The 13,474-nt window shown below is 69.2% G+C and carries 11 protein-coding genes; 4 read left to right on the top strand and 7 right to left on the bottom strand.

The genetic code is table 11. From position 1 onward, the window contains the following. The first annotated feature begins 20 nt into the window (after positions 1-20). From ACQPZW_RS00295 to ACQPZW_RS00280, 4 genes are all read left to right on the top strand, one after another. Positions 21-842, top strand: a complete 822-nt coding sequence (locus tag ACQPZW_RS00295; protein ID WP_433792863.1) for a DUF881 domain-containing protein — start codon at positions 21-23, stop codon at positions 840-842. Between the two features lie 1,415 nt (positions 843-2,257). Next, complete coding sequence (locus ACQPZW_RS00290; protein ID WP_433792862.1) at positions 2,258-3,601, top strand: class E sortase; 1,344 nt, start codon at positions 2,258-2,260, stop codon at positions 3,599-3,601. Between the two features lie 5 nt (positions 3,602-3,606). Further along, positions 3,607-3,867 carry a hypothetical protein gene (locus ACQPZW_RS00285; protein WP_433792861.1) on the top strand — a complete coding sequence of 87 codons (261 nt, stop codon included), beginning with the start codon at positions 3,607-3,609 and terminating at the stop codon, positions 3,865-3,867. 4 nt (positions 3,868-3,871) lie between these two features. Beyond that, a complete protein-coding gene (locus tag ACQPZW_RS00280; RefSeq protein WP_433792860.1) occupies positions 3,872-4,522 on the top strand; it encodes an aminodeoxychorismate/anthranilate synthase component II in 651 nt (216 codons plus the stop codon). Positions 4,523-4,587: 65 nt separating this feature from the next. On the opposite strand, the gene pknB is transcribed toward ACQPZW_RS00280, so the two are convergent. The 7 genes from pknB to ACQPZW_RS00245 form a co-directional block, all read right to left on the bottom strand. After that, a complete protein-coding gene (gene pknB, locus ACQPZW_RS00275; RefSeq protein WP_433792859.1) occupies positions 4,588-6,354 on the bottom strand; it encodes a Stk1 family PASTA domain-containing Ser/Thr kinase in 1,767 nt (588 codons plus the stop codon). Next, positions 6,351-7,712 carry a protein kinase domain-containing protein gene (locus ACQPZW_RS00270; protein ID WP_433792858.1) on the bottom strand — a complete coding sequence of 454 codons (1,362 nt, stop codon included), beginning with the start codon at positions 7,710-7,712 and terminating at the stop codon, positions 6,351-6,353. Before ACQPZW_RS00270 ends, pknB begins: the two co-directional genes overlap by 4 nt. Before the next feature lies 1 nt (position 7,713). Then, positions 7,714-9,219 carry a peptidoglycan D,D-transpeptidase FtsI family protein gene (locus ACQPZW_RS00265; protein ID WP_433792857.1) on the bottom strand — a complete coding sequence of 502 codons (1,506 nt, stop codon included), beginning with the start codon at positions 9,217-9,219 and terminating at the stop codon, positions 7,714-7,716. After that, positions 9,216-10,670: an FtsW/RodA/SpoVE family cell cycle protein gene (locus ACQPZW_RS00260; protein ID WP_433792856.1), complete on the bottom strand. Its 1,455-nt coding sequence runs from the start codon at positions 10,668-10,670 to the stop codon at positions 9,216-9,218. The genes ACQPZW_RS00265 and ACQPZW_RS00260 overlap by 4 nt, the downstream gene beginning before the upstream one ends. Before the next feature lie 75 nt (positions 10,671-10,745). Beyond that, entirely contained in the window at positions 10,746-12,107 is a 1,362-nt protein-coding gene (locus ACQPZW_RS00255) for a PP2C family protein-serine/threonine phosphatase (RefSeq protein WP_433792855.1), read from the bottom strand. Beyond that, the gene (locus tag ACQPZW_RS00250; protein WP_433792854.1) at positions 12,104-12,586 is read right to left on the bottom strand and encodes an FHA domain-containing protein FhaB/FipA; all 483 of its coding nucleotides are present in this window, start codon (positions 12,584-12,586) and stop codon (positions 12,104-12,106) included. The genes ACQPZW_RS00255 and ACQPZW_RS00250 overlap by 4 nt, the downstream gene beginning before the upstream one ends. A gap of 5 nt (positions 12,587-12,591) precedes the next feature. Then, positions 12,592-13,377, bottom strand: coding sequence for an FhaA domain-containing protein (locus ACQPZW_RS00245; protein WP_093620829.1), 786 nt, complete (start codon positions 13,375-13,377; stop codon positions 12,592-12,594). Positions 13,378-13,474: the final 97 nt, after the last annotated feature.

The following is a 13,474-nucleotide window of genomic DNA, read 5'->3' as shown; positions in this document are numbered from 1 at the left end:
TCTGTTCTTGAGGGGGCTGGGTGGCTTTTCGAGGGGTTGGCGGCGTTCAGAACGACGCCGGTGGGGCCTCCTGGCGACTGGTGCTCCGGCGCGTCGCACGCGGCCTCCGGCCACGGCGTGACCGCCGCAGATCGATCTGGTCCGCGGGGGTGCCACTGATCGCGCTGGCGGCGGGTCTGCTGTTCACGACGTCGGCGACCACCGCGGACGGTACGGCACTGCGCGACGACCGCCGCCCGCAACTGACTCAACTGATCGCCGAGAAACGGGACCGGCTGGCCACCAACGAGAAGAAGGCCGCCCGCCTGCTCACCGAGGTCGACGAGCGGACCAGCCGTCTCGCCGCGCTCGATCCGCCGGCCCTCGACCAGGCGAACGCGTTACGCCAGACGGCCGGATTCTCGGAGCTGCAGGGACCCGGCATGACAGTGACGCTCAACGATTCGCCCCGCCGCGGCACGGACTTCGGCGACAACGCCCCGGACAACGACGATCTGGTCGTTCACCAGGGCGATGTCCAGGCCGTGGTGAACGCGTTGTGGGCCGGCGGGGCCGAAGCCATGACGATCATGGATCTCCGTGTGATCTCCACGAGCGCGGTACGCTGTGTCGGCAACACGCTGCTCCTTCACGGCCAGGTCTTCTCACCGCCTTTCAAGATCACCGCGATCGGCGAACCCACAGCGCTTGATCGCGCGTTGGACTCGTCAGAGGGAGTCAGGCAGTTCCGGGAGGCCGTCGCCGACTTCGGGCTCGGTTACACGGAAAAGGTGGAGAAGAACGTGACAGTGCAGGCGTACGACGGATCGACCGACCTCCGATCGGCGCAGGCTGCCCGGTGATGGTTCCTCCGGAGTACCCCGCGAACCCGTCCGGCTCGGGCCGGCACCGCGCGCCCGACGGCGACGCCCAGACCGCGTACATCCCGCGGATCACCGACGCCGCACCCGACGGTGTCCCCGGTGGGCCGCTCGCGTCGCCGGTCGGGCCCGGCGGCAACGTCGATCCCCATTCGGCGACCTCGTCCGCGCCATCGCCGTCGTCCACGCCATCGCCGTCACCGTCACCGTCACCTTTGACCGCACCGGATCAGTTCTCCGCGCCGTCACCATCCTTCGGGCCCGCCACGCCGTCCGCGCCACCTCTGTCCTTCGGGCCTGCCGCGCCGTCCGCGCCGTCTCCGCCCTTCGGGCCTGCCGCGCCGTCTCCTTCACCCGGCAGGGTCTCGCGTCCAGCGCCGCCCCCCGCTCTGGGGCCGGCCACGCGTCCCTCCCCGACCCCGTCGTCCGGCGGGAATGAGATCAGCGCTGCGGCAGCTGCGGCCCGGCGGCGGGCGGCCGAGGAGGCCGTCGGCTCGACGGCCCCCAGAGACGATCTGAGCGGCCCTGTGGTCGCCGGCCCTCCAGCTACCCCACCTCGGCCGTCCGCGCCGGTCAGCGAGCCGCTGAGCGGGGCGCAGGCGGGTCGGTACACGCCACGTCGAGCCGCGCCGCACTCCGAGCCGGTGTCGCCGTCCACTCCGCAGCCCTCATGGAACGCGACCCCGACGGCGCGGATCGACACCTCGGTCGCCGCCGCGTCACTCCGGTCCAGCGCCCCTGACCAGCAGGTCACCTCGGGGTCGGCAGCCAACGGCTTTTCGGGTCCAACCGCCGCGGCCGGGTCTTCCGCTCCGGCCGCCACGCACGGATTCGCGGCCCCGGCTGCCGCTGCTCCCGGCTTCCCTGCCCCGACTGCCGCGGCCGGTCTCCCGGCTACCGGCGGCGCTCATGGATTCCCAGCCACGTCTGCGACGGCCGGACCGTCGGCCTCCGCCGGCGCTCACGGATTCGCGGCCGCCTCCGCGGCGTCCGGGCCCCCGGCATCCGGCGGTGCTCACGGTTCCGCTGTCTCGGCCGCCACGCAGGCGCTTCCGCTCTCATCCTCGGCGCCAGGCCCACTGGCTTCGGCCACCGCTCACGGATCCCCGGCTTCGATCGCCGCTCACGGGTCCCCGGCTTCGATCTCTCACGGGTCGCAGGCTTCGGCCACCGCTCACGGGTCCCCGGCTTCGATCGCTCACGGGTCCCCGGCTTCGATCGCCGCTCACGGGGCGCAGGCTTCGATCGCTCACGGGTCCCCGGCTTCGATCGCTTACGGGCCCCCGGTTTCGGGCGGGCCGGTAGGTTTCTCGACCTCTGCCGCTGCCAACGGTCATCCGGGGCTGGTCGCCGCCAACGGACATTCGGGGGCGTCGGCGGCTCATGGCGCGCTGAGCATGCCGGTTCCCGCTCCGTCGCGGAGCCAGGTCGCGTCGGCGCCGTCCTCGGCGCCGGACTCTCTGGCAGCGCCCGAGATCGCTCAGCATCAGGCGGCCGGGGCGTTGTCCGGCTCCTATGACGGCGCGACGACCGCGTGGGCGCCCACCACCGACCATCAGGCCCGCACCCAGGAGGGCTGGTCGCGCGCCGACCACGGGACCGGAACGGCCTGGCCACCCCCGGAGCACTCCGGCAATCCAGCCGCTCCGGCCGATTGGCTGGCCGGTGACAGGCAGGCCGGTGACAGGCACGTCGAGTCGGCTCCGGCATGGACGGCCGGGCCCACGCGGGATCCGAGCGTGACCGCTGTCATCCGTACCATCGATGCTCCGACCGGTTTGTTGCCCGCGGTGACCCCCGCCCGTCCGGCCTCGCCCGCACCTCCCCCGCCGGGCGCCGCGGCGCAGGCCGCGCGTGAGGCGGCCGGACCGGATGTCGTGCTGGGTGCCGCGTCGGTGTCGCCGGCCGCGGCTCGCTCCGGCGGCGTGCCGGCGGAGAGCGAGGACGACTCGGCCGAGGACACGTCGGCGAAGCGCGGGGAGCGCGTGGTCAAGCTGCGCCCGGAGCAGACCGACGAGGGTTACAAGAGCGTCTACTCCGAACTGACCCGGCCGACCATCGGCTCCCGGATCCGCACCGGCATCCGCACCTCAGGCGAACTGATGATCACTTTCGGTCTCGTGGTGTTGCTGTTCGCCGGTTACCAGGTCTTCGGCAACTCGGCCGCGGTCGACGCCGAGCAGGACACTCTCGGCTCGGAGCTGGACCAGGCGTGGGCCGATCCGACGGTGGCACCGACCGCGGGCTCGGTGAAGGGCCCGAAGGCTCCCGGCGCCGACCTGGTGGGCCGCCTCTACATCCCGAAGCTGGACAAGAAGTGGGTGGTCGTCGACGGCGTCCAGCCCGACGACATCCGGTACGCGCCGGGCCACTACCCGGACACCGCGAAGCCCGGCCAGGTCGGCAACTTCTCGGTGGCCGGCCACCGGGTCCGCAAGATCTTCTGGCGGCTCGACGAGCTGAAGGACGGCGACGTCATCGGTGTCGAGACCCGGGAGAGTTGGTACATCTACCACGTCTACAAGCAGGAAGTGGTGAAGCCGAACCAGGTCGAGGTGGTCGCCCCGGTCCCGGGCAAGCCGAAGGCCAAGCCGACCCAGGCGCTGCTCACCCTCACCACGTGCAACCCGAAGTTCAACAACTACGAGCGCCTGATCATCCACGCCGAGCTGGTCAAGACGGTCCCTCGCGACCAGACCCTGCCCGACGCCGGCATGCCGGCCGAGATGAAAGCGTCCTGACGACGATGTACGCGTGGATCTGGCGCAAGCTGCCGGGCGGCGTCTGGAGCAAGCTGGCCATCTCGCTCGTGCTGATCACCGCGACCGGCGCCCTGCTCTGGTATCAGGTCTTCCCGTGGGCGACCCCGCTGCTGCCGTTCGACGACGTCCAGGTCGAGGCCGGCACCGGGGAGGACGCCGGCTCCACCGTCCCGGGTGACGAGGGGCCCGACGAGGTGCCCTACGACACCACCACCAACCAGCCCCATCCGAGCCCCAGCAGGTGACGACGTGCGCATTCTCGTGATCGACAACTACGACTCGTTCGTCTTCAACCTCGTGCAGTACCTCGGTCAACTCGGTGCCGAGTGCGAGGTGCGGCGCAACGACGAGATCTCGGTCGCCGACGTGGCCGGGTTCGGTGCGGCCGGCATCCTGCTCTCGCCGGGGCCGGGCGAGCCCACCCGCGCCGGGATCATGATGGACGTGATCAAGGAGTATGCCGGGAGGATCCCGATGTTCGGCGTCTGCCTCGGCCACCAGGCGATCGGGGCGGCGTTCGGCGCGACCGTGGCCCGTGCCCCCGAACTGCTGCACGGAAAGACGTCCGAGGTGCACCACAAGGGCACCGGTGTGCTGGCCGGGCTGCCGGATCCGTTCACGGCGACCCGCTACCACTCGCTGGCCGTGCTGCCGGAGACGCTGCCGGCCGAGATCGAGGTGACCGGGACGACCGACTCGGGTGTCGTCATGGCGATGCGGCACCGCGAGTTGCCGATCGAGGGCGTCCAGTTCCACCCCGAGTCGGTACTGACCGAAGGCGGTCACACCATGCTGGCGAACTGGCTGGCGTCCTGCGGTCTGCCGTCGGCTCTGGAGAAGGCGCCGCCGCTGGCCGCCGAGGTGGAGAGCCGCCGCCGGGCCGCTTTCGCCACGGCGTAACGCCCCGACCGTACGAGAAAGGCCGGTGCCCCTCGCGGGTCACCGGCCTTCGTCGTATCAGTCGATCAGGGCTCTTCCTCGCCGCCGCCCTCACCTGTACCGGTGGAGGTCGAGGTGCTCGGGTTCGGGTCCGGCTCGCCGATCACGGTCAGCTTGACCTTCGTGTTCCGCTTGACCTCTTTGCCGGCTTTGACGTCCTGGCTGATCACAGTGCCGGGCACGCCATCGGCCTGCACGAAGCTCGGCTCGGCGATCAGGTCCTGGGCCTCCAGGAGAGCCTGCGCGCCGTCGAACGGCTTGTTCTCGACGTCCGGCACCTTGACCAGCGCGTTGTTGGAGACTTTCACGGTGATCGTGGTGCCCGGGTCGACCTGGGAGCCGGCCTTCTCGACGCTGAGCACCCGGTCTTTCTCGGCAGAACTGTTCACCGGCTGGATGTCGGCCTTCAGACCGAGACTGGTCAGACGCGACTCGGCGGTGCTGGCGGGCCCACCGACCAGGTCTCCCGGAACCTCCACAGGGTCCGGCGCGTTGCAGACCTTGTAGCTGACCTTCGCGGTCTTCTCGACCGTCGCGCCCTTCTCCGGGTCCTGGTCGACGACGGTGCCATCGCAGTCGTTCTTCGTATCCGGGGTCTGTGCGGTGAAGTTGGTCAGACCCAACCGGGTGAGCTCGGCCTCGGCTTCCGCCGGTTTCATGCCGTCGAGGTTCGGCATGGCGACGACGTCGGGCGTGTTGGTCTTGTTGTCGTTGTTGCCGGATTTGGACATCGCCAGGGCGACGCCGAGGACGACCACGACCAAGACGGCCAGACCGGCGACCACGGCCATCACCCACGACGACCGGCTCTCCGGCTTCTGTGGGGCGCCCATCGACGCCGGGATCGGCCGCTGCATGGTGGTGGCGGCCTGCGGCTGCCACTGGCGGGGGCCGCCCTGCATCGCCACGGTCTCGGCCTGGTTCATCACCGGGGTCGCCATCACCGGGCGGCCGGAGACGGCACGCAGCGCGTCGGCGCGCATCTCCTGGGAGCTCTGGTAACGGTTCAGCGGGTTCTTGGCGAGGGCCTTCAGCACGATCGCGTCGATGTCCGCCGGGACCTCGCGGTTGACCGAGCTCGGAACGCGCGGCTCCTCACGGACGTGCTGGTAGGCGACGCTGACCGGGCTGTCGCCGACGAACGGCGGGTGCCCGATGACGAGTTCGAAGAGGACACAGCCCGCCGCGTACACATCCGACCGGGCGTCGACGGACTCGCCACGCGCCTGCTCGGGTGAGAGATACTGAGCGGTGCCGATGACCGCGCTGGTCTGTGTCATGGTGGTGGCGCCGCTGGCCAGGGCCCGGGCGATACCGAAGTCCATCACCTTGACCTGGCCGTTCTGCGTGATCATCACGTTGCCGGGCTTGATGTCCCGGTGGATGATCCCGTGCCGGTGGCTGAACTCCAGGGCGGCGCAGATGTCGGCGATGATCTCGAGGGCGCGGCGTGGCTGCAGCCGCTGCTCCTGGGCGAGGACCTCCTTGAGGGTCCGTCCGTTGACGAACTCCATCACGATGAACGGAAGCTTCTCGCCGGTGGACGAGATCTCCTCGCCGGTGTCGTAGACGGCGACGATCGCTGGGTGGTTCAGTGCGGCCGAGTTCTGTGCTTCGCGACGGAACCGTTCCTGGAACGTGGCATCACGGGCAAGATCAGTGCGCAGCATCTTGATCGCGACGTCACGGCCGAGGCGCAGATCGCGACCCTTGTGCACTTCAGCCATGCCGCCGTAGCCGAGCAGCTCGCCGACCTGATACCTGCCACCGAGCAGGCGGGCCTGAGCCGTCATAGCGTCTGTCGTCCTTCGTTCGGTCGGATCCAGCCGAGCTGGGCATCGGCCTTTGTTAGACGGTACGACGCCACCGACACAGGGTCGACGACCACGTCCGAGCGGAGGATAGCCCCAGAGCTGCTGTGATGACCCAGCGTGCTGCTTGGGGCGGCGTTGCTGTTGCCATGTCGTAACAGGAAAGAGATGACCCCGGCGCAGAGCAACACCAGCAGAGCCAGCACCACGGCGAGGACCACCAGCACCTGACGTCCGAAGGAGCTTTCCGGCTTGGCGGCCGGCGGCTGCGGGTGGTAGGCGTTCGCCGGCGGCCCCGACTGCGGGCGGTACGGCGGAGGCGCCGGCGACATCGGCTGAGCGACCGGCGGAGCGGACGGCACCGACGCCGCACCCCGAGCACCGGAGACCGGCCGTGGCACCGCCGCACGCGCGGCGCCCGAAGTGGGCCCACCCGACTGGGGACGGTTCGGCGGCGCGCTCGTCGGCCGCGAGTTGTGCACCGGCGGAGCAGACTGCGGGGCGACCGGCTGCTGCGCGGTCGTCAGGGACGACGCCGCCTGCCGGGCCACCGCGGCCATCGCCGAGGCGCTCGGCCAGCGGGCGCCCGGGTCCTTGGCCATGGCACGTTCCACGATGGCGCGGACCGCGGGCGGGATGTCGGCGGGAAGCGGGCGCGGGGTCTCCCGCACGTGCTTCATCGCGATCTCGATCGGGGTGGCCCCGTCGAACGGGCGATGACCGGAGAGGCATTGGTACGCGACGACGCCGAGCGCATACACATCGGACGCAGCCGTCGCGACGTCGCCGGCGGCCTGCTCCGGGGAGATGTAGGACGCCGTGCCGAGCACAGCGCCGGCCACCGTCAGCTGCCCGACCAGGGCGGAACGGGCGATACCGAAGTCCGTGAGGACCAGGGTGCCGTTCGGCCGTACCAGAAGATTGCCGGGCTTGACGTCTCGATGAACGATGCCGTTGCCGTGCGCGGCCTGCAACGCGTCGGCTGCCTGCGCGACAAGCGCCATGGTCCGCGCCGGCGTCAGGCGGCCGACCCGGCTCAGCGTCCGGGAGAGGGCGTCACCCTCGACATACTCCATGACCAGGAAGGCGATCTGCTGGTCACTGCCGTAGTCGTAGACGTCCACGACGCCGGGATGGTTGATGGTGGCCATGGTCCGCGCCTCGCCACGGAACCGCTCGGCGAAGCCCGGCTCGTCGAGCAGCGCGGGCAGAAGGATCTTGACCGCTACGGTCCGGCCCAGCACGTCGTCGATGCCGCGCCAGACATCACCCATGCCGCCGCCGGCGATCCGCTCCTCCAAGCGGTATCGCCCACCGAGCATGACCCCAGGCCGGATCATGTCAGTCCCCTCCCCGGCCCGCGGCGGCCTTCATGATGAGCCCGGCGATCCGGGCTGCCTCGGCGCTGGCATGGCCGCCGGGCACGTTCTCCAGCATGACGCACACCGCGGACACCGCCTTGCCGTCCTCGTCGTACGCGAAGCCGATGAACCACCCGTGCGGGTCCGCGCCTTCGGCGTTCTGCGCGGTACCGGTCTTGCCGCCGACGGTGAAGCCACTGATCCTGGCGTTCTTGCCGGTGCCGTTCTCGACGACGCTGACCATCATCTCTTTGAGGCCCTCGGCGACACCCGCGCTGGTGGGCTGCCGAAGCGGCTTCGGGTCGGCGGTGTAGATCGTCCGCCGGTCCGAGTCCAGCTGCTGTTGCACCAGGTAGGGCCGCATCTGCGTGCCCTCGTTGGCCACCGTGGCGGCCATCAGCGCACCCTGCATCGGGGTCATCCGGACGTCGCGCTGACCGAGCGACGACTGGGCGAGCGCGGACTTGTCGACGGTGCCGTCCTCATTGGCGATCGCGCCGAGCCGACTGGCCGCCACCGGCAGGCCCTTGTCGGCCGCTTCGAGGTCACCCACGTGAAGGGTGTCGTCCTCGAAGCCCCACTTCTTGGCTGTGTCGATTACCACATCCCGGCCGAGCTTCACGCCGAGCTTCGAGTAGCCGGTGTTACAGCTCGTGGTCAGCGCGTCCTTGAGAGTGATCTGACTGCCGGGGCAGACCTCGTCCTCGGAGTTGCGGATCGTGGCGCCGCCCTCCTGGTAGACACTGCCCGCCGGGATCTCGGTCCCGAGGTTGTATCCGTTCTCCAGGGCGGCCGCCGAGATGAGGACCTTGAAGACCGAACCGGGTGGCAGGGTGTTCGCGACCGCCCGGTTCAGGAGCGGCTCGTCCTTGTCGGCGTTGAGCTTCCGATACGCCTCCGCGGCCACCTTGTCGTCGTGGCTGGACAACGGGTTCGGGTTGTAGCTCGGCATCGAGACCATCGCCTGGATCGCACCCGTGTTCGGGTCGATCGCGACCGCCGCGCCCTTGGTCACGCCACGCTGGTTCTCGGTCATCTGCTTCCAGGCGACCTCCTGCGCACGCGGGATCAGCGACAGCACGATGTTGCCGCCACCGGTGTTGTCACCGGTGAACATGTCGCTGAGCCGGTCGGCGAAGAGCTTGTCGCTGGAGCCGGAGAGGATGTCGTTCTCGAACTTCTCGACACCGACCGCGCCCAAGTTGACCGGCTTGTAGCCGAGCACCGGCGCGTAGATCTCCTTCTTCGGGTAGACCCGCTGGTACTTGAGCTCACCGTCGGTCTCGGTGCTCTGGGCCAGGGTCTCGCCACCGGCCGCCTGGATCACGCCGCGGGGCCGTTCGTACTCGGCGATCTGGACTCGCTTGTTGCGGGCGTCGTTGCGGTACTCGTCGGCCTTGTACGCCTGAACCCAGTTCAGCTTGCCGAAGATCAGCGCGAACAGGACGAGGATGACGACACCGGCACGTCGGAGAGGGGCGTTCACGGCTTGATCACCTCCGTCATGGCGCCGTGCAGCTGGGTGGGGGCCTTCTTCGGTCCGTTGGCTCGTTCCGCCGGTGTGTTCGCCGGTCGGCGTGCCGCGTCGGAGATCCGTAGCAGCATGGCGATCAGCAACCAGTTCGCCATCAGCGAGGAGCCACCCGCGGAGAGGAACGGGGTGGTCTGGCCGGTCAGCGGGATCAGGCCGGTGATGCCGCCGAGGATCACGAAGACCTGGAGGCCGAGAGTGAAGGCGAGACCGCCGGCGACGAGCTTGCCGAACGAGTCACGCACCGCCAGTGCCGCGTGCAGGCCGCGCTCCACGATCAACAGGTAGATGATCAGCAGGGCGGCCAGGCCGAACAGGCCGATCTCCTCACCGAGGCCGGCGAAGATGAAGTCGGTGCGGACCTCGGGCACCTTGAACGGCGAGCCGGCTCCCGGCCCGGTGCCGAACAGGCCGCCGGTGCCCAGGCCCAGCAGGCCCTGGACCAGCTGGTAGCTGTTCCCGCTCTCCCGCTCGTAGTTCTGCTGGGAGAACGGGTCGAGCCAGATCTCGGCCCGGTCGTAGAAGTTCGCGAACGGACCGCCCACCACGTCGCCGAGCAGATAGGCGACGTAAACGCCGCCGAAGAACAGGATCAGGCCGATGATCAGCCAGCTGGAGCGCTCGGTCGCGACGTAGAGCGTGACGACGAAGAGGCCGAAGTAGAGCAGTGCGGTGCCGAGGTCCTTCTCGAAGACCAACACCAGGAGGCTGAACAGCCACACCGTCAGAACCGGGCCGAGGTCGCGGCCACGCGGGAAGTCGATGCCGAGAACCCGGTGGCTGGCCAGCGACAGAACCTCACGCTTGCGAACCAGGTAGTAGGCGAAGAACGACACCAGTGCCAGCTTGGCGAACTCACCCGGCTGGATCGAGACCGAACCGATGCGGATCCACAGCTTCGCGCCGTTCACCTCGGAGATGCTGGCGGGCAGGACCGCCGGGATCATCATCAGCACGATGCCGACAAGACCCAGGGTGTACGCGTACCGGGACACCACCCGGTGGTCGCGCAGCAGCAGGAGCAGCACCGCCGCCAGGATCAGCGACAGCAGCGTCCAGGCCAACTGGCGGCCACTGGTCTCGGCGAAGAATCCCGGGATGGCCAGCTTGTTGGCGATCGCATTCTCAAGATCGAGGCGGCGCAGGAACGCCACGCCGATGCCGTTGATCAGTGCCACCGACGGAAGCAGCACCGGGTCGGCGAACGGCGCGGTGAACCGCACCACCATGTGCAGGCCGAAGAACAGGATGCCGATCAGGCCGGCCGGCACCCAGAAGTTCGGCCGGATCTCGTCGAACTGGTTGGCCTCCACCGTCGCCCCGAACGCGGCGACGAGCAGCATGGCGAACACCAGCAGACCGAGTTCGGCGTTGCGGCGTGTCTTCAATCCCCGGATACGCGACATCTCGCCCGTGGAAGCGGGCGGTGGAGCCGGTACGGCGGACGCGGTCAAGAATCTTCCCCAGACTGTAGGCCGTGCTCAGTCGACGGTCCGGCACCCGACCGGGTCGACCGTCGGCGGAGCACTTTCGGAAGCAGCCGGAGCGGAGGCGGAGCCGCTCGGTTTGGGCGCCACACTCGGCGAGACAGCCGTGTTGGGCGCCGTGCCGGCGGCGGTGCAGATCGGCTTCAGGTTGGAGTTGGACGGGTCCTCGCTGGTCAGGTCGGCCAGAGTGGTCCGGGCGGCCGCCTCGTTCTTGGCGTGGATGCCCTCCTCGACCCGCTCCTGGGCGGCCGTGGTCAGGTCGTCCAGCCGAACATTGCTGGTCTCGCTCACCGTCGACAGGCTCAGACCGGCGATCTGGCCGGGCACCCCCTGGAAGATGGCGAGCTGCCCCTGCTCGGTGGCCCCGACGTAGTACTGATCCTGCGTGTATCGCCAGCCGACCCACAGGCCACCACCGAGCACAGCGAGCAGCGCCAGGAGCATCAGGGCGGTCCGCACCGGATGCCCCGTCGGCTCCGCGTCACGGTCGTAGCCGTTCGCCGGCTCCGGCTGGGCCGGGCGCGGCGGAGGCTTCAGCGCGGCGGCGCGGGCCGCCGAGGTGGAGCTGTCCGCGACCGTGGTGTTGCCCCGGTCGAGTGACGCGGCGCCACCGACGATCGGCGCCTGCTCCATGATGTCGGCGTCGGTGGCGTCGGCGATGATGACCGTGATGTTGTCCGGCCCGCCGCCGCGCAGCGCGAGCTGCACCAGCCGCTCGGCGCACGCCTTCGGGTCGGCGAGCTCGCGCATGGTCTGCCCGATGGTCTCGCCGCTGACCACGCCGGAGAGCCCGTCGCTGCAGATCAGGTAGCGGTCGCCCTTGAGCACCTGGCGAACCGAGTACTCGGGGTCGATGTCACGGCCGTCCAGCGCCCTGGTGAGCAGCGAGCGCTGTGGATGGCTGCTCGCCTCCTCCGGACTGACCCGGCCCTCGTCGACCAGCATCTGGACGTACGTGTCGTCCTTGGTGATCTGCGCGAACTCACCCTTGCGCAGAAGGTAGGCCCGGGAGTCGCCGATGTGCACCATCCCGAACTTGCTGCCGGAGAAGAGGACCGCGGTGAGAGTGGTCCCCATCCCCTCCAGCTGAGGGTTGGCGTCGACGGTGTCCCGAAGCTGCTGATTGGCTGTCCCCACGGCATGCCGCAGGGCATCGACCATGGCGTCCCCGGGGACGTCGTCGTCGAGGTGGGCCATCGCAGCGATGACGATGTTGGACGCGACGTCACCAGCGGCCATACCGCCCATGCCGTCCGCGACAGCGAGAAGTCGCGGCCCGGCGTAGACGGAGTCCTGGTTCAGGTCTCGGATCAGACCGCGGTCGCTCTGAGCGGCATAGCGCAGGGTCAGGGTCATGGCCGTAACTCGAGGGAAGTGCGCCCGATCCGGATCGGAACGCCAAGGGGGACTGGAGTAGGTCCGGAGACCTTACCGCGATCAAGGTACGTGCCGTTGGTCGAGCCGAGGTCCTCGACGAACCACTGGCCCTCACGAGGCACCAGGCGGGCGTGCCGAGCCGACGCGAAGTCATCGGTGATGACGAGCGTCGAATCCTCGGCTCGCCCGATCGTGATCGGAGCCTCACCGAGAGTGATCCTCGTGCCGGCCAGGTTGCCGGCAGTCACGACCAGTTGCCGCGCTGCCTTACCGCGTTTCACCTTCGCCGGCCGGCCCGGCAGCACCGCGCCACCCACCCCCCGAGGGCTGGCGACGATGCTCTTGGTCCGGCCGCCCGCGAAGAGATCCCGCCGGATCACCCCGACAACCGTGAACACGAAGATCCACAGAAGGATGAGAAATCCGAACCGGGCGACGGTGAGGACGAATTCGGGCAAGGTGGCTAGCCGTCCACTCGGAAGGTGAGTGTCGTCGTGCCGAGCTGGATCATGTCGCCCGGGTTGAGCGCGACGGCGGACACCCGCTGGCCGTTGACCATGGTGCCGTTCGTCGAGCCCAGGTCGGTCAGCACGACCTGGTTGCCGTCGTAATCCAGCCGGGCGTGCCGGCGCGAGATGCCGACGTCGGGCAGACGCAGGTTTGCCTGGTCGCCACGGCCGATCACCGTGGAGCCCATCTGCAGCGGGTAGGTCCGCCCGTCACCGGAGACCAGGCCCACGCTGCGCGGACCACCGTGGTGATGCTGCTGGTAGCCACCACCCTGCTGGTCATACGGCGAATACTGCGGGCCGGCGTCATACGCGGGCTGCTGCACGGGGGCGACCTCACCACCCGTATACACCTCCGCGGTGACACGGAACATGCCCGTGTCCAGACCGTCACCCCGCTCGATCTCGACGATCACGTCGCCATACACCGTCCAGGCCTGCTCACCGATGAACTCGGCCTGGGACTGCGCCAGCTCCTGCGCCAGAGCGGCGGCGTAGGGCGCCAGCCGACTGTGGTCATAGGGCGACAGATCGATCACATAGCGGTTGGGCACGAGAGTGCGACCACCGGCCAGGATGGCCTTGTGCGCCTCGGCCTCCCGCTGCATGGCATTCAGAATCTCCACAGGGTGCACGACACCCTTGAAGACCTTGGCGAAGGCCCCTTCGACAAGGCCTTCCAATCGCTTCTCAAAGCGCTGCAGCACGCTCACCGGCTCCTCCTCGGGTTCCGAGGACATGATGGTATCCGGCGACCGCTTGCGCATCTGTAGCCCAAGAGCAGCCGGCACTTCTGACCCTCGTATGGCGCCCTGGAACGCCGTGCTAGTGTTTCCT

This window comes from Actinoplanes sp. CA-252034, from assembly GCF_050956125.1.
In the GTDB taxonomy this organism is placed as follows: Bacteria; Actinomycetota; Actinomycetes; order Mycobacteriales; family Micromonosporaceae; genus Actinoplanes.
This window is presented reverse-complemented; position numbering and strand designations above follow the sequence as displayed.